Below are 19,895 nucleotides of genomic sequence, written 5' to 3' on the forward strand. Positions count from 1 at the left end.
CTTATCTCTTAACCGCCCAACCCGCGAGGTGCCATCATGAAGTTCCCTTCCCTCTTCGGCCAGAGGAAGTACAGACCCGCGAAGGGCCGCAAGCCGGCGGCCACCGCGCCGCTCTCGTCCGGCGAAGAAGCTTCGGACGCCTTGGAGGAGAATCTCGGCAGGATTCGCGAGCTGTTCGGAGACGCCAGCGACCTGAACGTGCGGCGCCTGCGAATCCGCTCGACCGGCGAGGAAGCCGCGGTCGTCTATCTGGAAGGGCTGACGGACAAGAACGCGATCAACAACAACGTGCTGAAGCCGCTCCTCGGCGAGACGGATTCGGAGGGCGTCCTGTCGGTTACGATCGGTCGCGTCGGCTGGCTGACGAAGTGGTCCGACATCGTGCCGGCCATCTTGAAAGGCAAGAGCGTTCTCTTCGTCGAAGGCCGCGCGGAAGCGCGGGTTCTAGGGACGGAAGGCTGGCCGCAGCGCTCCATCGAAGATCCGCAGCTGGAAGCCTCGCTCAAGGGGGCGCACCAGGGCTTCGTCGAGACGATCGAGCAGAACGTCGCTCTCATTCGGCGCTATCTTCCTCATCGGCAATTGAAATTCGCCAATTTGACGGTCGGAAGGCGGGGCGACACGAGAGTCTCGATCGTCTATCTGGCCGACGTGGCGAATCCGGAGATTCTGAAGGAGCTGGAGGACCGGATCTCGCAGCTCGACGTGGACGTCATCATCAATACGGGAGAGCTGGCGGAGCTGATCGAGGACAATCCGTACTCTCCTTTTCCCCAACTGCTCGTCACCGAACGCCCGGACGCGGCCGTCTCGCAGATCGTGCAGGGCCGCTTCGTCGTGCTCGTCGACCGCTCCCCCGGCGTGCTCGTCGCTCCGGCGCCGTTCACCTCGTTCTTCCAGAGCATCGACGACTACAGCACGCGATGGTCGATCGCGACGTTCATTCGGTTGCTTCGGTTCATGGCGTTCTTCGTGTCGATCGGCCTGCCGGCGTTCTATATCGCCGTCACCTCCTTCAACTTCGAGCTGATTCCGATCAAGCTGCTTCTCGCCATCGGAGAATACCGCGGCTCCGTCCCCTTCTCGCCCTTCGTGGAAGCCATCTTCATGGAACTGACGCTCGAGATGATCCGCGAAGCGGGCGTGCGGCTTCCCGCGCCCGTCGGGCAGACGGTCGGCATCGTCGGGGGCATCGTCATCGGCCAAGCGATCGTGCAGGCCGGCCTCATCAGCAATCTGATGGTGATCGTCGTCGCCTTCACCGCCATCGCCTCGTTCATCCTGCCCAACTTCGACATGGTGGCCGCGGTTCGCCTGATCCGGTTCTCCTTGATGATCGCCGCCGCCATGTTCGGAATCTTCGGCATCATGATCGGAATGATGGTTCTGATCGGCCACTTGATCGCCCTGGAATCGCTGGGCACGCCGTTCGCCAGCTCGTTCGCCCCGATCCGCTTCTCCGATTGGAAGGATACGTTCATCCGGGCGCCGCTGTGGAAGATGGGCCGGCGGCCGGAAGGCTCGAGAGCCGTTCAATCCGACAGACAAGGACCCACCCGCCCCGAAGGAGACGGCCGATGAAGAAGTACGCCTTCAACGAGATCACGACGATCCAATACATCAGCCTGATCAACGGGATGACCGTCAGCTTCGGCTTCATCGAGATTCCCGCCGACCTTCACAAGAAGGCCGGAACGGGCGGGCTGATCTCGCTCCTGCTCGGCACGCTGGTCACGATGGCGGCAAGCCTGATCGTCGTCCAAATCATGAGACGATTCCCGAACGGCACGATTCTGGATATGCTGACGCGCCGTGTCGGCAAGTGGGCCGGCCGGTTGGCCGCCGTCGTGATCGCGGCTTACTTCCTGTTCTACGGCTATATCGGCATCGTCTATTCGACCCGGGTCATCAAGGCGAGGGTTCTGCAGGAGACGCCCGCTTACATCACGCTGTTCCTGCTTCTGATTCCTACCTACGTCGTCGCGCGCAACGGATTCCGCGTGCTCGGCCGGTACGCCGAGCTGTCGATCTGGCTGTCGCTCTGGATCCCTTTCGTCTTCTTGCTCGTATGGAGGCATACGAATTGGAACTATCTGTTCCCCCTGCTCGAGAGGGGATGGCTCCCGATCCTGAAGGCCGTTCCGGATACGTTCTTCTACTTCCTCGGCTTCTTCGCCACGACTCTCTTCTACCCGTTCCTTCAGAAGAAGGAGAAGGCGTCCTTCGCCATCCTGACGGCCAACGGGCTGACGATGCTCAGCTACCTGTTCATTACGATCTTAAGCTTTATCTTCTTCAGCCCGGAAGAGATGAAGGAAGTCAACCAGCCCTCCATCTACATGTTGAAGACGATCGAGCTGCGGTTTATCGAACAGGTCGAGGGGTTGTTTATCGTTATGTACATGCTGATCTTCTCGATGTCCTGGATCCCTCCGTTCCTGTTGTCCTCCTTCTGCGCCGCGTGGCTGTTCGGCCGCGCGGACCATCGTCTCTTCCTGCGGGTCCTCATGATCGGCATCGTCTTGTTCTCTTGCTTCTACGTTCCCGGCCTCAACACGACCTACGCTCTGAGCGATAAGCTGACGAAGGTCGGAACCGTCCTGGAATACGCGCTTCCCGTTCCGCTTCTCCTCTTCTTTATGCTGCAAGCCCGAATCTCGCGCAAGCGGAGCCGGCGGAGACGCCTATGAGACGAACGGCGTTCAAGCTGGCTTTATCCCTGATCGCCGCGGTCTGTCTTGCGGGCTGCTACGACAAAGTCGATATGGAAGACGTCTCCTTCTCTCTCGTCGTCGGGATCGACGCGAACGAGGAGAACGGCATTCGTACCTTCACGACGATTCCGGTGTTCAGCAAGAACGCCAAGAAGAAAACCCAGGAGCTGAAGGTGGAGGCCAGAACCCTCCGCGAGAGCCGGGACAAGTTCGATGCCTTCTCGATCGGCTCGTTCAACGGAAGGAAGGCGCAGGTCATCGTGTTCTCCAAGCGTCTCGTGCAGCAGGTTCCCGACTGGTTCCGTTACGTGGACGTCTTCTTCCGGGACGGCCGGAACCCGATCACTCCGAAGCTCGTCATGTTCGACGGAGACTTGGAGCAGCTGTTCCGCTACCAGTCCCCGGACCAGCCGATGCTCCCCTTGATGCTCATCGGCATGATCGAATCCGCCTCTTCCCGCTCCGAGTCGGTCAAGACGACGCTGCAGGAGCTTCACCGGCAAATGTACGACCCGGGGCAGACGCCGTACCTGGCCGAGATGAGCATCGAACAAGACGCGAAAATGAAAGGGACCGCGCTGCTCGACAGGAAGGGGAAATACGCGGCGACGCTGTCGCTTCGGGAAACGACGTACCTCAGGATGCTTCAGATGACGTCGGGACCGGCGGTCAATTTGACGCTTCCTCTGCCGTCTTCGCTGACGAAAGCTCCCCCGGACAAAAGCTGGATCAGCTTGGTTACCGAACGCGTGCGAACGAGAATCAAACCCTCCTACTCGGGCGGCCGGTTCCGGTTCGACGTGCGGATCCGGATCTCGGCGAGCGTGATCGAGAAGCTGTCCCATATCGACCTCGACAAGCTTCAGAAGCAAGTCGAGGCGGCTTGCGCCCGGGAGATCCGCGGCAAATTCGAGGAATTGATCGACAAGTTCCAGGCAAGCGCCGTCGACCCGGTCGGCTTCGGCATATACGCCAGAGCTTACGAATACGCGGCCTTCCGGGGAGTAAAGGACGATTGGGGCAAGGCGTTCTCCGAAGCGGACATCCGCGTGAAGGTTCTCGTCTCGTTCGCCGACGAAGGCTCGGTCAAATAGCGGGAAGACGAAGGGAAGACCGGCGGGTCTTCCTTTTTCGCGCCGCGTACAGGCACGCATGGGCTCCCACCCACATAGAATGGTAATGTTTCCCCGCGCGCTCCCGACCAACTTGCCGGAGGTGGCCATTACCGTGCCCGGATTTTTTACCGCTATCGCGTTGTTCATCAAGCAACTGTCGTTGCTCGTCTCCTACGTCAAAAACAATGCGTTCCCGCAACCGCTGACCGACGAAGAGGAAGCGTTGCACCTGCAGCGCATGGCGGAGGGGAATCCCCGCTCCCGCAATCTTCTTATCGAACACAATCTGCGTCTGGTCGCTCATATCGTCAAGAAGTTCGACAACACGGGGGAGGATCTGGAGGACCTGATCTCCATCGGAACGATCGGTCTCATCAAGGCGATCGAGAGCTTCCAGCCGAACAAAGGCACGAAGCTGGCGACGTTCGCGGCCCGCTGCATCGAGAACGAGATCCTCATGCATCTGAGGTCTCTGAAGAAGACGCGCAAGGACGTGTCCATCCACGATCCGATCGGAACCGACAAGGAAGGCAACGAGATTACGTTGCAGGATATACTGGGCACCGAGCCCGACGAAGTCGTCGACAAGGTCCAGCTGAAGATCGAGAAAAGCAAAATTTACCGCAATCTGGACATTCTCGACGAGCGCGAGCAGGAGGTGATCCGCGGGCGGTTCGGGCTCGACGGCGGGGGCGACGAGCGCACGCAGCGCGAGATCGCCCGCGAGCTCGGGATCAGCCGGTCGTACGTGTCGAGAATCGAGAAGCGGGCGCTCATGAAGCTGTACCACGAGTTCTATAAGGCGAAGAAGTGATCTAACGGTAAAAAAGCAGGTCTCTCCCCTTCTGAACCGCTGGGAGAGATCTGCTTTCTTATGGGGAAGGCTTCTGCTCCGATCGCGCATTCTCTTGCCTTCATCGGCCAAATGTTTTGCTTGTTCCGATATGAAGCCCCCCTCTTCTTCCACAGTTAAACCGGGGAGCCGAACACGGCCTTCACTTCGGCTTCGAGCTCGTCCAGCAGGGCGAAGCGGGACTCGTGCCCGAGGCTCTCGACGAGACCGGTATAGTACCATTGCTGGCTGTCGCGCCCCCGCTTGAATCGATCCCACGCCTGCTCCCCGTGAACGGCCAAGTCCCTCCGGATCGAACGGATGTTGTGCAGCTTGTCCGCGCATGCCACCTGGAGAATTGCCAGGCTCGCCGACCTCAGCTCCTCGAGAGTGTGCCGCTTCCGCTCCTCCCAGGAAGCCCCCTTGTCCGGTTCCGAACAACCGACGACGATCTCCAGCACGGCCGGTCCGAACAGATCCCGAAGCTGCTCGGCCGTCGTCTCCGTATCCTCCAGCGTATCGTGCAGCAGGCCGGCCGCGACGACCTCATCCGGACAGCCGGCTTGCCGCAGGATCATTCCGACCGCGTAGGGGTGGCTGACGTAGGGAATGTCCGTCCCCTTCCTCTTCTGGTTCCGATGCGCGTAAGCCGCGAATTCGATGGCTTGATCTACGATGGTCATACGATCTCTCCTTCCAAGCTCCCAGAGCGTTCCACCTCATTCTACCATAATCCCCCTCGCCGGCAGCAGGCCGTCTAGCGGGCCTACCAAGCCATCGGTCGGTTCATCATCCACGACTTAAGTCCAGATCGGAACCGTTCCCCCGGTCGGTCCTTTCGTTTCCTTTCTTTGTTAACCTTTGGATATAGCCGGCGCGCCCCATCGGATAGGACGGCGCCGACCGAAGGAAGCGAGGAACTCCGCCATGATCCATGCCGCGAACGCCAACACGACCGAGGACGATCTGTACGTCCTGCTCACTCATACCGGAACTTTGTTTACGAGAATGATCCAGAACTTCACGTCCGCCCCTTATAACCACGCTTCGCTCGCGCTGGACGCGGGTCTGAGCCAGCTGTACAGCTTCGGACGGAAGCAGCCGTCCAACCCGCTGTCCGCCGGCTTCGTCGAGGAAGACGTCTACGAAGGCACGTACAGCCGCTATCCCGACACTCAATGCGCGCTGCTCCGACTGCGGGTGACCCCGTCCCAGCGCGAAGAAGCGATCCGGGTCGTCCGGACGTTCCAGCGGGACCGGGATGCGTACAAGTACAATCTGATCGGCCTGCTCGGCGTCATGCTGAACCGCGACCTGAATCGCAAGAACGCCTACTTCTGCTCCCAGTTCGTCGCCGACGCGCTGCTCCGCGCCGGAATCGAGCTGTGGGACCGGTCGCCGGCGCTCGTCACGCCCGACGACTTCCTTAAGCACGGCTCGTTCGAGACGGTCTACGAAGGCAACCTGTACGACTATCCCCTGCTGGACGCCGAGCGAATAGACTGCAACAGAAGAGAAGTTCCCTCTTCGTTCCTATGGAGGAGGCAGATCGTTTGATACAAGCAGCGATGGATTTTCTCCGCGACTTCGGCTCTCTCGGGCTGTTCATTCACGCCATGATCGACGCCATTATTTTCCCGATTCCCGCCTTCTTCCTACAGGTATCCCTGAGCGCCCTGAATCCCGACAACGCCCTGTGGCTCGCCACGCTCGGCTTCGCCGGATGCATGATCGGAACCCCGATCGGCTACCTGATCGGCAAGACGTCGGGCTACCGGATTCTGCGCAAGTTCATGAAGCAGGACCGGCTGGAGCGCGTCACCGCCCTGTTCCGCAAGCACGGGGAGATGGCCATCCTGATCGGCTCGTTCACGCCGATTCCGTTCAAGATTTTCACGATCGTCTCAGGCTGCATGAACTACCCGCTCTGGAGGCTGATGGGGTACGCCGCGATCGGGCGCGCCGCCAAATTTTACATCGTCGGGCTTCTGTTCTACTTGTACGGCCGCTCCGCGGAGTCGATGGTCCACAGCTCGCTGACCCTTATCATGCTGGGGGCCGGCGTGCTCATCGCGGCGGGCTGGCTGGTCGCGCGGAAGGTCAAGAGGCGCCGCAACGCCGCCAAGCCGTCGGGCGCGCTCGCGGAACACAGCGACGACGATCCGGCGACGGCGGAAGCTCCCGCCCTCTCGGCGCCTTCGGAGGACGCCGCCGAAGTCCGTTCGTCCTGACGCGCGAATCACGACAATCGAATTGCGAGGATTTCGCTTATGAACCTGATCGCCTTCGTCGAGAGGCTGTTCGACCAATACGCCTATCTCGTGCTGCTCCTCGGCCTGCCTCTCGACTTCATCGCGCTGCCCATCCCTCCCGGCAACAGCACGCTGACGTATACCGGCTACCTGGCCTATAAAGGCACGCTCTCGCTCTGGCCGTCGCTGGCGGCGGCCCTGGGAGGCGCTTGGATCGGGGTTACGGTTACGTACGGAATCGGCCGCCTGGCGGGAATGCCCCTATTGAACCGTTACGGCAAGTATCTGTTCATCAAACCCTCGTTCGTGGAACGGACCCAACGTTATTACGAGAGGCACGGGAACCGGATGCTTCTGTTCCTCTTCTTCGTTCCGGGAATTCGGCAGTTCATCGGGTATTTCATCGGGGTGCTGCGGGTTCCCTATCGGGCCGTGCTGCTGTACGCCTATCCGGGCGCCGCCCTGTGGGTGCTGTTCTTCTTCGCCATTGGCTACGGGTTCGGGGAACAGTGGACCCTCGTGTTGAACGTCGTCGAGCGGTATTTGATCTATCTGTCGGCAGGCGCGGCGCTGACCGTCATCGGAGTTCTCTTGTTCCGAAAATGGAGACGAGCCCCCCGGAAGAACCGCCGCCCTTCCCGGAATGCGAAAAAAGCCGAACCCGCCGAAGAGGCTTAGGTTTGGCTTTTTCGCTCGAATCCCTTCGATATAATCTCGCTTATCGCCCGGCCGCGACGGCCTCGGCTTCTACGCGAGGCTCCGGCGCCAGATCCTCCTGCTCGAGCCAGGAGAAGCCTTGCTCGGCGAGCAGTTCTTCCGCTTCCTTCGGCCCCCGCGATCCGGCCGGGTACGTATACAGCGGCACCCGGTTCTCGGCGAACGCCTCCTGCAGCGGCTGCACCCACTTCCAGGCGAGCTCGATCTCGTCCCAATGCGCGAAGAAGGTCGGATCTCCGGAGAGCGCGTCGTGCAGCAGCCGCTCGTACGCCTCGGGCACCTCCTCCTTGCGGGTCGAGAACCGAAGCGATACCGGCTCCAGCCCGCCGTCCATTCCGTGCAGGTTAAGCCGGAAGTCCACGCTCTCGTCGGGCTGAACGCGGATCGTCAAGTAATTCCGGACCGGCTCGCCTTGAATATGGGCTTCGAGCGGATCCTTGAAGACGAACACGATCCGCGTCGACTTCTCGCTCATTCGCTTGCCCGTGCGGATGTAGAACGGAACGCCTCTCCAGATCGGGTCGTCCAGCATTACCCGCGCGGCGACGTACGTCTCCGTGCGCGATCCGGGAACGATGCCGGGCTCGTCCAGATAGCCGGCCAGCGGTTTGCCGTCCGCGGAGCCGGCGGCGTATTGCCCCCGCACGACGTGGCTTCCCGCGGCTTCCTTCGCGATCGGATACGCGGACTCCATGATTCTCCTCTTATCGAAGATCTCCGAATGCCGGGCCGTCATCATAAGCAGCTGCAGCATATGGTTCTGGAACATGTCCCGCAGGGCGCCGGCTTCGTCGTAGTAGCCCGCCCGCGATTCCACGCCCACCGTCTCGCTTGCCGTAATCTGCACGTTGGCGACGTACTTGTTGCTGAGCACCGCCTTCAGCACCGGGTTCGCAGCGATAAGCGACTGCAGGTTCTGGACCATCGGCTTGCCCAGGTAATGGTCGATGTAATAGATGTCCTCCGCCGGGAACGATTCGAGCAGCGCGGCGTTCAGCGCCCGCGCGGTCGCGAGGTCGCGGCCGAACGGCTTCTCGATGACGAGCCGGGTGAGCGCGTTCTCCTTCGCGAGGCCGGAGGCGCGGATATGGGAAGCGATCGGCCCGAAGTGCTCCGGAGCCACGGACAGGTAGAACAACCGGTCGCCCGGCAGTCCGAGCTCCCGCTCGCGCTTCTCGACCGTCTCCCGAAGTCCCGCGTAACCGGCGGCGTCCGTCGCGTCCGCGATCTGATACTTGATCCGCTTCACGAACCGGGAGATCTTCTCTTCGTCCGCGTTCCCGCGGCGGGAGAAGCGGCGGATCGCCTCCGCGGCGTGCTCCCGGAACATCTCGTCGTCGAACGGCTTGCGGCCGAGCGCGAAGACGGCGAACGGCTCGGGGAGCTTGCCGTCGAGATCCAAGTTGTATAAGGCCGGGAACAGCTTGCGCTTGGCCAGGTCCCCGGTCGCGCCGAACAATACGAATGTAGATGCTAGCATAATGGCTTCCTCCATTCCAACCGATTCGGTCTCTCTGAACTGTAATTAGAATGATAACACTTATTCGGGAAGCCATCATGAAGATCTCATGAAAAATAACGTTCGTTTTTCAAGCTCTTTTCATTCGCCTTTTCGATATCCGGTCATTCGCTCTGCCCCTTGTTGCCGGACAGGCGCGAGAAGGCGTCGTTGATCGTCTTCATCCGTTCCTCGACCTTGCGCGCCGCCGCGTCCAGCGTGAAGCCGTCGTCGAGCAGCTCCTTGACGAGCAGCACCTTCTTGATGTTCAGGTAGTCGTACTTGCGCGTCGAGCCTTCCCCTTCCTTCACCGAGCGGATAATCCCCTTGTCCTCCCAGTACCGGATCTGCCTCTGGGGGACGCCGCTGATATCCGCCACCTCGCCGATTCCGACCACCAGCTTCTTGAGAAGATCGAAGTCCATTAATACGTTGTCTGCCTGCGTCGGCTCGCTCATACCGTCCCCTGCTTTCCGAAAATGTGCTGTTGATGATAGTTTACGAAATTTGAAGTTTCCTCACAAGAGTATGAATCATATTGACAATGATTGTAGATTTGTTACAATCTAGGCAGGTTGGCGCCAAACCAAACATTCGATCGATTGGGATAAGGAGAGATGGAATCATGCCCGTTATTCAGGTGGATCATTGGGAAGGGTTCAGCGAGGAGCAGAAGAAGGAGTGGATCGTCGCCCTGACGGACACGACGAACCGGCTGTTCAAGATTCCGAAGGACAAGATCACGGTTATTCTGAGAGAGGTCCCGCTCTCCGATTGGGGCAACGGAGGCGTCGTGGCGACCGATCCGGACTTCCTGGCCAAGAGCCGGGCGGCGGGAGGAGAAGCTTAGGATGAACAATCGGGCGCTGGCCGTCCTGGTCTGGTGCAGCTTGGCCGTCGTCTCCAACGTGTACGTCACCATTCCGATCGCGGGAGCGCTGGCCGGCGAATGGGAGCTGGGCGCTTCGGCGCAGGGCTGGATCGGAAGCTCGTTCTCGCTGGCTTACGCGGCCGGCTTCCTGATCTTCGCTCCGGTCGCCGACCGGGTCGGGCCCAAGCGCATGATGCTCGCGGGCTTGGCCGCTCTGGCCCTGGTCGCGCCGCTCGCCGGCCTCGCGGACAGCCTCCCGGCGTTCCTCGCGCTTCGCGTCGTTCAAGGGCTGGCGGCTTCCACGTTCGCCCCTTCCGTCATCACGTACGTCGCCGCGAAGTCCCCGGAGGGCCGCCGGGCGACCGCCATCGGCTTCGTCAGCTTCGCCTTCCTGCTGTCGGGCATCGCCGGGCAGCTCTACGCCGGCTTCCTGTATGAACGGCTCGGCTGGCCGCCGGTGTTCTTCGGGCTCGGCATCGCGTACGCCCTATCGGCGATTCTGCTCGGCCGCCTCGTTCCGGGCGAATCGGCGGGAGGCGCGCCATCGCCGGGCGCGCCCCGACCGGAGCCGCTGCTCGGGCAGATCGGGACGCTGCTGGCGAATCGGTCGCTGCTCGCCTGCTATGCCATAGCCGCGACGGCGCTGCTCTCGTTCGTCGGCATGTATACCGCCTTGAACGCCGATCTCGCCCGTCCGCCGTATTCCCTGGATGCCGACGGCTTCCTCTACGTGCGGGCGATCGGCATCGCCGGCATGCTCCTCTCGCCGCTCGCCGGCGTCCTGAGCCGCAAGCGGGGGCTCGTCCCCGTGCTTCGGGCGGGAATCGCCCTGGCGTTCGCCGGGCTGCTCGTCGCCTATGCGGCCCGGAGCCTTCCGGCGCTCGTCGCGGCCAGCGTCGTCTTCGTGGCGGGCATCTCGCTTCTGATCCCGTCCCTCATCTCCGTCGTCGGACAACTCGCGGGCCCTTATCGCGGAGCGGGAATCACCCTCTACTCCTTCGTCTTATTCTGCGGAGCCGCGGTCGGACCGCCGATCTCGCTCGGCCTTCTAAGCTCGTCCGGACCGGGGCTGGCCTTCGCGGCCTTCTCTCTCGTTCTGGCGTTCGCGCTGGCCGCCTCCTTCCTAATCTCCAGAACCTCGAAGACGGCCGTCGGCGCAAGGAGTTAACGGCCAATAAACGCGACAGCGCCGGAGATGGCGATCATCTCCGGCGCTTCGTTATTCGATCGATTCGGACGGGCTCCTCAGATCGTCAGCAGCCCGACGGCGAGAGTTCCGACGCCTGCGACGGCGACGAACGCGCTCGCCGCGGGAACCGACCTCTTCGCCGCCAGACGGACGGCGATCAAGTTGAGCGCGCTGTGCAGCGGCATCAGCAGGACGACGCTCCAGCCGTAACGCCAGACGATCAGCGTGCAGCCGACATGGAACGCGGACGCCCAGATCCGCTCCAGAACGCCCCAGAGCGGGTGGGCTTGAACGGTGCCCTGCGCTTCGAGGAACTGCTTCGCCTGCATCGCCTTCTCGTCGGTCCGCTTGACGAGCGAGGCGATCAGCACGACGTTAATCATGACGTACAGCACCTCGACCGCCGCCCAGCCTTGGCCGGCCGAGACGGCCCACGAAGCGCCCGTGGAAGCCAGGGCGATCAGCCCGAGCCGCACGCCTTCCTCCAGCACCCCCGAGCTGCCGACGACGACGTTCCGGGCCCGGTCTTGGGGAAGCTTCATGGCGATCGCGCTCACCGGTCCCCGGAGGAACAGGGCGACGAGCCATCCGAGCGCCCCGAGTCCGAACGCCTTCCAATCGATCGGGTATCCCGCCGCGGAGAAGACCAGCGCGAACGCGACGGGGACGAGCGCGTACAGCGGCAGGCTGCGGATCGCCCTCCCCGAAATTTGGTCGTATTGAATATCCGGCTTGGCAATCGGTTCATTCATCGTCGTCATCGTTCCCTCTCCTTGTAGTCGTCGTTGTTCCGTTCCGCTGCTCCGGCACGACGACGGTCGTGATCGTCCGGCGGCGCCGGCCGCCCCCCGGCCCGTTGCCGGCATGCCGCGCGAGCGGCTTCCTCATCTCCGCGAGCAGCTCCTTATACTCTTCGTCGGTCAAGTACAGCTGGTGCTGGCGGAAGGAGAAGCCGTCCTCGGCCAGGTCGTAGCGGTCTTGGGCGACGTATTCGCCGAAGTCCCCGATGAGGGACGCGGCCAGCTTCATGAACAGCGACAGATGCTCCTCGCGCGACGCCTCCGTGACGTCGGCCGGCGTCAATTCGCCGCCGTTCTCGGCAAGGGCGTATACCTTCTCCGTCGTGCCCCTCACCTTGCGCTCCTCGGCGACCGTCAGCAGCCCGGCCTGCAGCAGCTTGTTCAAGTGCCGGTACATCGTCGCCTGCGGTACGTCCGCCAGCCGTTCCGCCAGCTGCAGCGTCGTCTGACGGCCTCCCGACAGCAACGATTGGATGATTCTCATCCGGATCGGATGGAGAATCAAATCCGCTTTGGATTCCGCCATTGCGGACACCTCTTTTTATATTATCATTTTCGATAATGATAATAATTGAAAAGGACGTTCCCGTCAAGCCCGACTCTTCGAATCCCCGCGGCCGGCCCGGCGTCCGGCCGATTTCCATCGATGCCGCCATGACAAACAACGGGCGGAAGACTATAATAACGAAGTACGGATATTTTCGACCGATCGAGCATGAGGTGTTTTCATTGACTTATATCGTATACGATCTTGAAATGACGGTGCGCCGCAAAAAAGGACAGGTCGCCGAGATCATCGAGATCGGCGCCGCCAAAGTCCGGGTGACGGACGGGGTTCCGGGCATCGTCGATTCGTTCCAGGCGTTCGTGAAGCCCGTCGTCGTCCCCCAGCTGTCGGAGGATACGGTCTCGTTCACGGGAATCCGGCAGGAGGACGTGAACGGAGCGGAGACGCTCGGCCAGGTCGTGCGCCGCTGGGTGGAATGGATGGGCCCGGAGGAATACTTCCTGTGCGCGTGGGGGCCGGACGACCATCGCCAGCTCGTTCAGGAATGCCGCGAGCAGAAGATCGCCACGGACTGGATTCTGAACCATAACAACCTGCAGAAGATGCTGTCCAAGACGTTCAAGCTGGAGAAGCATCAGCAGATGGGACTGAAGAACGCGCTCGAGATGCTCGAGATTCCGTTCGTCGGCTCGCACCACCGCGCGCTCGACGACGCGATGAACACCGCGCAAATTCTCGTGAAGCTGTTCGACAAGCTTCAGTTCCGCCGCAACAAGCTGTCGGACGAGACGAAGCTCGAATCGGAGATCGTCTACAAGACCGACCATTACGAGAACCTGCCGTTCGCCTCGCTGGCGAAGCTCATGCCGAACAAACCCTCCTCGCCCTGACGGCGGCCCGAGAGCCGCCGCCAACCGGAACCGCCGGCGCGCCCTCGGGGACCGCGCTCTCGGCTCCGGCCGGGGCCGGGAGGGTATGTTTTTTTGCCCATTCGTTATTCGCTCATTCTTATTGCGCGTCGGCGAACAGCTTCGGCGGCGGCGACCCGAGCAGCAGACCGCGAATCGCTCCCCATGCTTGCCGCGTAAGCCTCTGGAGCGGCCACGTCCGGTTGCCCGCCATCTGGACGACGAGCCCGTGGCGCGCCGTCCGCGCGACGGCCCAGCGAACGTCGGGCGGGACGTCCTCGCGCTCCAGCCTGCCCGCGACCTCATCGGCCATCGACGGCTCGATCCGGTCGGAGAACGCCGACAGGGAGGCGATATGGGTGCAATCCCCGAAGCAGCCGGGCGACCGAAGCGGCAGCTCCGCGGGAATCCAGCGCTGCCGCTGATAATGGATCAATTCGCCCTCGAGCCGGACGGCCAGCTTCGCGTCGTAGGAGGCATATTCGAACGATTCCCCTCTCGCCAGCCTTCCCGGACAGACGAGATCGGAGACGATCGCGACCGCCCCGGACTCCAGCTCGATCTCGGTCGAGCCCGCGTACTTCGCTTCCTTGAACAGCAAGATCGGCTCCGGCATCCACTCCAACGCCGCGTCCCGTTCGATTCGAAGCCGCGTCTCGACGCAGGCGTCCGAAGACGGACACGGATGGACCCTCGTGTAGGCCTGGTTGGTCGCATAGAGCCGGACGCCCGCTCCGACGGTCCAATCGTACAGGTACCGGTCTCCGTCCAGCAGTCCCGGGGATACGTCCATCTGCACGACCGCCAGCTGCGGTTCCCCGCCCGGACTTGCGAGATCGAACGACTTCGCGATCTTGAGCGGAGCCGTATGGTAGCGCTCCGTCAACGCCGGCCGCCCCCCGGCGAGCGAGGCGCGGGCCTTCAGCTCCGCCCGGACTCCCGGGAGCGCGGCGGCCTGCGAGTCAGCCTGCGGCGGCATGGCGGCCCGCTTGCTGCTCGACCCAGCGGACGACCTCGTCCAGCCCTTCGCCGCCGAACAGGTTCGTGAACACGAACGGCTTGTCGCCGCGCATGCGCCGGGAGTCTTCCTCCATCACCTGCAGGCTCGCCCCGACGAACGGGGCCAAGTCGATCTTGTTGATGACGAGCAGGTCGGACCGGCTGATGCCCGGGCCTCCCTTGCGCGGTATTTTCTCGCCTTGGGCGACGTCGATAATGTAGATGAAGCGGTCGGCCAGCTCGGGGCTGAACGCGGCCGCCAGGTTATCTCCCCCGCTCTCGATCAGGATCAGCTCCAGGTTCGGGAACCGCTCCTCCAGCTCCTCGACCGCTTCGAAGTTCATCGATGCGTCTTCGCGGATGGCCGTATGCGGGCAGCCCCCCGTCTCGACTCCGATAATCCGTTCGACGGGCAGGCAGCCGGAGTCGGACAGAATGCGCGCGTCCTCCTTCGTATAAATATCGTTCGTGATGACCGCCAGGTCGATCCGGTCCTTCAGCGCGGACGACAGCCGCTCGACGAGCTTCGTCTTGCCCGAGCCGACCGGTCCGCCGATGCCGATGCGCAGCGGGCGCCCGCCTTCGAACGCGGGGGTCTCCCACTCCGGATGCTCGTGGTCGTGATCGAGCCGATGGTAACGGACGGCGACCCGTTCGCCTTCGAAGCCCCCGTACCGACGATGATGCGCATGGCCTTCTCTTCTGTTCATATCCATAAAACCTCCCATTGATCGTGATAGGGTGACGAAAGAAATAGAAATTCGAATCAAGACATGAACAATCTCGAATACAGCTTCTCGTGGCGGATCATGGCCAGCTCCGCGAGCGGCATCGCCCCGTAAGCGTCCTCGGGCTCCATGCCGCGCACGTCGTTCCACGCCTCCGCGATAACCGGGAACGTGCCGGCGAGCAGCCGCTGCGCCTCGTTCTGCCCGATGGACATCAGCCGCAGCGCGGCATTCACGCACGTAGACGCGCACGCGTACAAGTACCCTTCCGCGGCCTGGTCCAGCGGCACGCCGAGCCTGCGGCACAGGGCGCCGAAGACGAGCGGATGCGTACCGAGCGCCTTCCCCTCCCGGATGTCCGCGGACAGATCGCCCAGCGGCAGGGACGGGAACAGCGACGGGGCGAGCCGGAGCAGCCGCCTTCCCGTTTTCTCGACGCCGTCCCGGGTCTCCGCCCCGAGCCGCTGGAAGTGAACGATCCGCTCGACGCGATAGGCGTACTCCTTGGCGGCTTCTTCGTCCGGCGGCCCTTCGTAAACCGCCTTGACGGCCATCAGGTCGGACGTCGACCAGCTCTGCCGCAGCATCGCCTCCAGGTACAGACGCAGCTGCTCGCCGGTCGCCACCGCTCCTTCCTGGACGAGAGTCTCGAGCCCGTACGAATGGGCGAAGCTGCCGACGGGAAGCGCGGAATCGAGCAGAAGCTGCAAGTTCAGCCAGGAGTAACGTTCCACGGCGGCCCCCCCATTGCTTCTAGAAAAGAAAATAGCGCTGCGCCATCGGCAGGACGTCCGCCGGCTCGCAGACCGCGAGCTCCCCGTCGACCGTGACGCGGTACGTCTCCGGATCGACTTCGATCGCGGGCGTCGCATCGTTGTAGACCATGTCCTTCTTGCCGATGCCCCGGCAGTTGCGGACCGGCTCCACCCGCTTCCGAAGGCCGAGCCGCTCCGCGATGCCCGCGTCGTAGGCCGCTTGGGAGACGAACGTGATCGAGCTGCGCGCGAGCGACAAGCCGAACGACGCGAACATCGGCCGGCCGAATACCGGCTGCGGCGTCGGGATCGACGCGTTCGGGTCGCCCATCTGGGCGAACGCGATGCTGCCGCCCTTCAGCACGAGATCCGGCTTCACGCCGAAGAACGCGGGCGTCCATACCGTCAGGTCGGCCCACTTGCCGACCTCCAGCGACCCGACCAGGTGCGAGATGCCGTGCGCGATCGCCGGGTTGATCGTGTATTTGGCCACGTACCGCTTGATCCGCGCGTTGTCCCGGTATTCGCCGTCCCCGTCGAGCGGTCCGCGCTGCCGCTTCATCTTGTCCGCCGTCTGCCACGTGCGGAGGATCACTTCGCCGACCCGGCCCATCGCCTGGGAATCCGAGCTGATGATGCTGAACGCTCCGAGGTCGTGCAGAATGTCTTCCGCCGCTATCGTCTCGGGACGGATGCGAGAATCCGCGAACGCCACGTCCTCGGGAATCCGGCTGTCCAGGTGGTGGCACACCATCAGCATGTCGAGATGCTCTTCGATCGTGTTCACCGTGAATGGCCGCGTCGGGTTCGTCGAGGACGGGATGACGTTCGGCTCCGCCGCCGCGCGGATGATGTCCGGCGCGTGTCCGCCGCCCGCTCCCTCCGTGTGGTACGTATGAATCGTGCGGCCTCCGATGGCCCGCAGCGTATCCTCGACGAAGCCGGCTTCGTTCAGCGTGTCGGTATGGATCGCGACCTGGACGTCGTACTGGTCCGCGACCGTCAGACAGGCGTCGATCGCCGCCGGCGTCGTCCCCCAGTCCTCGTGCAGCTTGAGGCCGATCGCGCCCGCTTCGATCTGCTCGGCGAGCGGCGGCAGCGCCGAAGCGTTGCCCTTGCCGAGGAAGCCGAGGTTCATCGGGAACGCCTCGGCCGCCTCCAGCATCCGCCGCAGGTGCCAGGCGCCCGGCGTGCACGTCGTCGCGTTCGTGCCCGTCGCCGGTCCCGTGCCGCCGCCGATCATCGTCGTCACGCCCGACGACAGCGCCGTCTCGATTTGCTGCGGCGCGATGTAATGGATGTGCGTGTCGATGCCGCCGGCCGTCACGATCTTCCCTTCCCCGGCGATGATCTCCGTGCTCGCGCCGACGATCAGGTTCGGCTCGACCTCGTCCATGATGTCGGGGTTGCCCGCCTTGCCGATGCCGACGATGAACCCGTCCTTGATGCCGATGTCGGCCTTCACGATGCCCGAATGGTCGATGATCAGCGCGTTCGTGATCAGCGTGTCGAGCACTCCTTCGGCGCGGACGGCTCGGCTCGATTGGCCCATGCCGTCGCGGACGACCTTGCCGCCGCCGAACTTGTTCTCGTCGCCGTACGCCGTGTAATCCTTCTCGACGACGGCCCACAGCTCCGTATCCGCGAGACGGACGGCGTCGCCCGTCGTCGGGCCGAACATGCCGGCGTAGCTGCCGCGTTCCATGCGCATCTAGCGCTCGCCTCCTTCGAGGGCCAGCCAGGCCCGCAGACGCTCCGCCGCTTCGGCAGGCAGCGGGCCGGGGACGGCGAGCCCCTCGGTCAAGCCGTTCAAGCCGTACGATCTTCGCGCCCCGCCCAGCTCCGTGAGCCGCACCGGCTTCTCTTCGCCGGGCTCGAACCGCACCGCCGTGCCCGCCGGGATGTCGAGCCGCATGCCGAACGCCGACTCGCGAGGGAACTTCAACGCCCGATTCGCTTCGAAAAAATGAAAATGAGAGCCGACCTGGATCGGCCGGTCGCCCGAGTTGGCGACGATCAATTCGATCGTCCGCCGGCCCGCGTTCAGCTCCACATACCCGGCGGCTGCCCGGATCTCTCCTGGAATCATCCTTCGCTCCCCCTTCGCCCGTTACGGGATCGGCCGGTGAACCGTCACCAGCTTCGTGCCGTCCGGGAACGTCGCTTCCACCTGCACCTCGTGAATCATCTCCGGCACGCCCTCCATGACCTGCTCTCGCGTCAGCAGAGTCGTGCCGTACGCCATCAGCTCGGCGACCGTCCTTCCGTCGCGGGCTCCTTCCAGGATCGCGGAGGTAATCAGAGCCACGCACTCGGGGTAATTCAGCTTCACGCCGCGTTCGAGCCTTCTCCGAGCCAGATCGGCCGCCACCGTGATAAGCAGCTTCTCCTTCTCCCGCTCCGTAAGGTTCATGTCATATCTCCTTCCCTACTTTCCTTCATTATAGGAAATCGCCTCCCATTAGTAAATGAGTATGTGTTATGTTTGATAACATTTTATCGACTTTTAACAAGGCGAGATTCGACGGCGATCGATACAACCTGCCCCTCGTTCCCTTCGTCTATATAGGTACTTCATAGGTACTTCATAGGTACTTCATAGGTACTTCCAGGAGAGGGGAATCATCGGATGAGGGCTCAAGCATTAAGATCTGTCTTCGCCATTGCGACGGCGCTAGTCCTTCTGGCCGGGTGCGCGTCGAACGAAGGGGCCTCGCCCTCCGCCCCGGCTGGAGCCGGGCAGACGGACGCGGGGACGAACGCGCCGGGAGGAACGGCCGCGACCCCGGGCGAATCGGCTTCGCAGCCAGGGTCGCCGTCCGGTTCGGAATCGGGCGCGACGCCCCCGGCCAACCCCGGCTCGGACGGCCAGGCCGAGCCTTCGGGCAATTCCGGCAACGCTCCGTCGCCCGGGTCTTCTGCCGGCGCGCCTGCGGAAGGAGCCCCGGGAGCTTCTTCCGGCGCGCCCGGTACCGCGTCGCCCTCCGGTTCCCCTTCTCCCTCCGCGCCGGCAGAGACGGTCGAGTACAAGGGGCCGGTGGAGCATCTTTTCTTCCACCCGCTCGTCGCCTTCCCCGAGCTCGCCTTCGACGGAGACCGCATCTCGAAGGGGTACGACGATTGGTTCGTGACCGTGCCCGAATTCAAGAAGATGCTCGAGGAGCTGTACAAGCGCGATTATATGCTCGTCTCCATCTCCTCGCTCTACGAGACGAAGACCGTCGACGGCCTTCCCTCGGCCGAGGCGAAGAAGCTGAGGCTGCCCGCCGGCAAGAAGCCTCTTATTCTATCGGTGGACGACATCAACTATTACGACTATATGCGCCAGAACGGGAACGCGTGGAAGCTCGTGCCGGACTCGGACGGCAGCGTCACCGCCTGGGCCCGGACGCCCGGCGGCGAGGAGCGGACGGACCGCGATTGGGAGCTCGTGCCGATCGTCGACGACTTCGTCAAGGCGCATCCCGACTTCTCCTGGGAAGGCGCGAAGGGCGTGCTGGCCTTGACCGGCTACGAAGGCGTGTTCGGCTACCGGACGAACGAATTGGACAGTCCGAATTATGAGAAGGAGAAGGCGGAGGCGCTGGACGTTATCGCCCGGCTGCGCGATTCCGGCTGGCTGTTCGCTTCGCACAGCTGGGGCCACGTGGACGCGAACAAAGTATCCTTGGCTCGCCTGAAGCAGGATACCGAGAGATGGAAGAAGGAAGTCGAGCCGCTCGTCGGGCCGACCGATATCTTCATCTATCCGTACGGCAGCCGGGTCGACGACAAGGATCCGAAGTTCGCCTACTTGCGCTCCCAGGGCTTCGACGTCTTCTGCTCGGTTGGCCCCGCGCCGTACAAGATATACAGGAACGGCACTCTGCAGATGGACCGCCGGCATATCGACGGCGTCGCCCTCCGTACCCAGGCGAAGAGGCTCGAGCCCCTGTTCGGGGACGCCGACCTGCTCGATCCGGCCCGGGACGCCAAGGCGGAGGGCTTACAGCAATAGGCAACAACTTTT

At 62.9% G+C, this 19,895-nt stretch carries 22 protein-coding genes; 11 read left to right on the plus strand and 11 right to left on the minus strand.

The window, feature by feature from the left end:
- The first annotated feature begins 36 nt into the window (after positions 1 to 36).
- The 4 genes from H7B90_RS23010 (at position 37) to sigK (ending at position 4,643) form a co-directional block, all read left to right on the plus strand.
- Positions 37 to 1,581 carry a spore germination protein gene (locus tag H7B90_RS23010; RefSeq protein ID WP_185138241.1) on the plus strand — a complete coding sequence of 515 codons (1,545 nt, stop codon included), beginning with the start codon at positions 37 to 39 and terminating at the stop codon, positions 1,579 to 1,581.
- Positions 1,578 to 2,690, plus strand: a complete 1,113-nt coding sequence (locus H7B90_RS23015) for a GerAB/ArcD/ProY family transporter (RefSeq protein ID WP_185138242.1) — start codon at positions 1,578 to 1,580, stop codon at positions 2,688 to 2,690. Before H7B90_RS23010 ends, H7B90_RS23015 begins: the two co-directional genes overlap by 4 nt.
- Positions 2,687 to 3,808: a Ger(x)C family spore germination protein gene (locus H7B90_RS23020; RefSeq protein ID WP_185138243.1), complete on the plus strand. Its 1,122-nt coding sequence runs from the start codon at positions 2,687 to 2,689 to the stop codon at positions 3,806 to 3,808. Before H7B90_RS23015 ends, H7B90_RS23020 begins: the two co-directional genes overlap by 4 nt.
- Before the next feature lie 133 nt (positions 3,809 to 3,941).
- Complete coding sequence (gene sigK, locus H7B90_RS23025) at positions 3,942 to 4,643, plus strand: RNA polymerase sporulation sigma factor SigK (protein WP_185138244.1); 702 nt, start codon at positions 3,942 to 3,944, stop codon at positions 4,641 to 4,643.
- A gap of 155 nt (positions 4,644 to 4,798) precedes the next feature.
- Here sigK and H7B90_RS23030 read toward each other — a convergent pair whose 3' ends face one another.
- A complete protein-coding gene (locus H7B90_RS23030) occupies positions 4,799 to 5,344 on the minus strand; it encodes an HD domain-containing protein (protein WP_185138245.1) in 546 nt (181 codons plus the stop codon).
- A gap of 244 nt (positions 5,345 to 5,588) precedes the next feature.
- Here H7B90_RS23030 and H7B90_RS23035 point away from each other — a divergent pair, with 244 nt between their 5' ends.
- Genes H7B90_RS23035 through H7B90_RS23045 form a run of 3 tightly spaced genes read left to right on the plus strand, consistent with a single transcriptional unit; the run spans position 5,589 to position 7,591 of the window.
- Positions 5,589 to 6,218 carry a C40 family peptidase gene (locus tag H7B90_RS23035; protein WP_185138246.1) on the plus strand — a complete coding sequence of 210 codons (630 nt, stop codon included), beginning with the start codon at positions 5,589 to 5,591 and terminating at the stop codon, positions 6,216 to 6,218.
- Positions 6,219 to 6,229: 11 nt separating this feature from the next.
- On the plus strand, positions 6,230 to 6,892 hold the full coding sequence (locus tag H7B90_RS23040) for a YqaA family protein (protein ID WP_185138267.1): 663 nt from the start codon (positions 6,230 to 6,232) through the stop codon (positions 6,890 to 6,892).
- Positions 6,893 to 6,931: 39 nt separating this feature from the next.
- Positions 6,932 to 7,591, plus strand: a complete 660-nt coding sequence (locus H7B90_RS23045) for a DedA family protein (protein ID WP_185138247.1) — start codon at positions 6,932 to 6,934, stop codon at positions 7,589 to 7,591.
- A 40-nt stretch (positions 7,592 to 7,631) separates the two neighbouring features.
- Here the strand turns inward: H7B90_RS23045 and zwf are convergent, their stop codons facing one another.
- Complete coding sequence (zwf, locus tag H7B90_RS23050; protein WP_185138248.1) at positions 7,632 to 9,110, minus strand: glucose-6-phosphate dehydrogenase; 1,479 nt, start codon at positions 9,108 to 9,110, stop codon at positions 7,632 to 7,634.
- Positions 9,111 to 9,253: 143 nt separating this feature from the next.
- A complete protein-coding gene (locus tag H7B90_RS23055) occupies positions 9,254 to 9,586 on the minus strand; it encodes a MerR family transcriptional regulator (RefSeq protein WP_185138249.1) in 333 nt (110 codons plus the stop codon).
- Positions 9,587 to 9,753: 167 nt separating this feature from the next.
- On the opposite strand from H7B90_RS23055, the gene H7B90_RS23060 reads away from it, so the two are divergent.
- Complete coding sequence (locus H7B90_RS23060) at positions 9,754 to 9,978, plus strand: tautomerase family protein (RefSeq protein ID WP_185138250.1); 225 nt, start codon at positions 9,754 to 9,756, stop codon at positions 9,976 to 9,978.
- A 1-nt stretch (position 9,979) separates the two neighbouring features.
- The gene (locus H7B90_RS23065; RefSeq protein WP_185138251.1) at positions 9,980 to 11,167 is read left to right on the plus strand and encodes an MFS transporter; all 1,188 of its coding nucleotides are present in this window, start codon (positions 9,980 to 9,982) and stop codon (positions 11,165 to 11,167) included.
- 77 nt (positions 11,168 to 11,244) lie between these two features.
- Here H7B90_RS23065 and H7B90_RS23070 read toward each other — a convergent pair whose 3' ends face one another.
- Both H7B90_RS23070 and H7B90_RS23075 read right to left on the minus strand, forming a co-directional pair.
- Positions 11,245 to 11,949 carry a YhfC family glutamic-type intramembrane protease gene (locus tag H7B90_RS23070; RefSeq protein WP_185138252.1) on the minus strand — a complete coding sequence of 235 codons (705 nt, stop codon included), beginning with the start codon at positions 11,947 to 11,949 and terminating at the stop codon, positions 11,245 to 11,247.
- Positions 11,933 to 12,514, minus strand: a complete 582-nt coding sequence (locus H7B90_RS23075; protein ID WP_185138253.1) for a helix-turn-helix domain-containing protein — start codon at positions 12,512 to 12,514, stop codon at positions 11,933 to 11,935. Before H7B90_RS23075 ends, H7B90_RS23070 begins: the two co-directional genes overlap by 17 nt.
- Positions 12,515 to 12,708: 194 nt before the next feature.
- Between H7B90_RS23075 and H7B90_RS23080 the strand changes: the two genes are divergently transcribed.
- The gene (locus H7B90_RS23080; protein ID WP_246578644.1) at positions 12,709 to 13,386 is read left to right on the plus strand and encodes a 3'-5' exonuclease; all 678 of its coding nucleotides are present in this window, start codon (positions 12,709 to 12,711) and stop codon (positions 13,384 to 13,386) included.
- A gap of 118 nt (positions 13,387 to 13,504) precedes the next feature.
- Here the strand turns inward: H7B90_RS23080 and H7B90_RS23085 are convergent, their stop codons facing one another.
- The 6 genes from H7B90_RS23085 to H7B90_RS23105 are packed head-to-tail and all read right to left on the minus strand — an operon-like array spanning position 13,505 to position 18,299.
- Entirely contained in the window at positions 13,505 to 14,383 is an 879-nt protein-coding gene (locus tag H7B90_RS23085; RefSeq protein ID WP_185138255.1) for an urease accessory protein UreD, read from the minus strand.
- The gene (gene ureG, locus H7B90_RS23090) at positions 14,367 to 15,113 is read right to left on the minus strand and encodes an urease accessory protein UreG (RefSeq protein ID WP_185138256.1); all 747 of its coding nucleotides are present in this window, start codon (positions 15,111 to 15,113) and stop codon (positions 14,367 to 14,369) included. Before ureG ends, H7B90_RS23085 begins: the two co-directional genes overlap by 17 nt.
- 56 nt (positions 15,114 to 15,169) lie before the next feature.
- Positions 15,170 to 15,865, minus strand: coding sequence for an urease accessory protein UreF (locus tag H7B90_RS23095; RefSeq protein ID WP_246578645.1), 696 nt, complete (start codon positions 15,863 to 15,865; stop codon positions 15,170 to 15,172).
- A gap of 19 nt (positions 15,866 to 15,884) precedes the next feature.
- Positions 15,885 to 17,591, minus strand: coding sequence for an urease subunit alpha (ureC, locus tag H7B90_RS23100; RefSeq protein ID WP_376701750.1), 1,707 nt, complete (start codon positions 17,589 to 17,591; stop codon positions 15,885 to 15,887).
- Positions 17,592 to 17,597: 6 nt separating this feature from the next.
- Entirely contained in the window at positions 17,598 to 17,975 is a 378-nt protein-coding gene (locus H7B90_RS33130) for an urease subunit beta (RefSeq protein ID WP_246578647.1), read from the minus strand.
- A gap of 21 nt (positions 17,976 to 17,996) precedes the next feature.
- Positions 17,997 to 18,299: an urease subunit gamma gene (locus tag H7B90_RS23105; protein ID WP_185138258.1), complete on the minus strand. Its 303-nt coding sequence runs from the start codon at positions 18,297 to 18,299 to the stop codon at positions 17,997 to 17,999.
- A gap of 216 nt (positions 18,300 to 18,515) precedes the next feature.
- On the opposite strand from H7B90_RS23105, the gene H7B90_RS23110 reads away from it, so the two are divergent.
- On the plus strand, positions 18,516 to 19,883 hold the full coding sequence (locus H7B90_RS23110; protein WP_185138259.1) for a polysaccharide deacetylase family protein: 1,368 nt from the start codon (positions 18,516 to 18,518) through the stop codon (positions 19,881 to 19,883).
- The last annotated feature ends 12 nt before the right edge of the window (positions 19,884 to 19,895 follow it).

Source organism: Cohnella xylanilytica, assembly GCF_014212175.1.
GTDB lineage: Bacteria > Bacillota > Bacilli > Paenibacillales > Paenibacillaceae > Cohnella > Cohnella xylanilytica.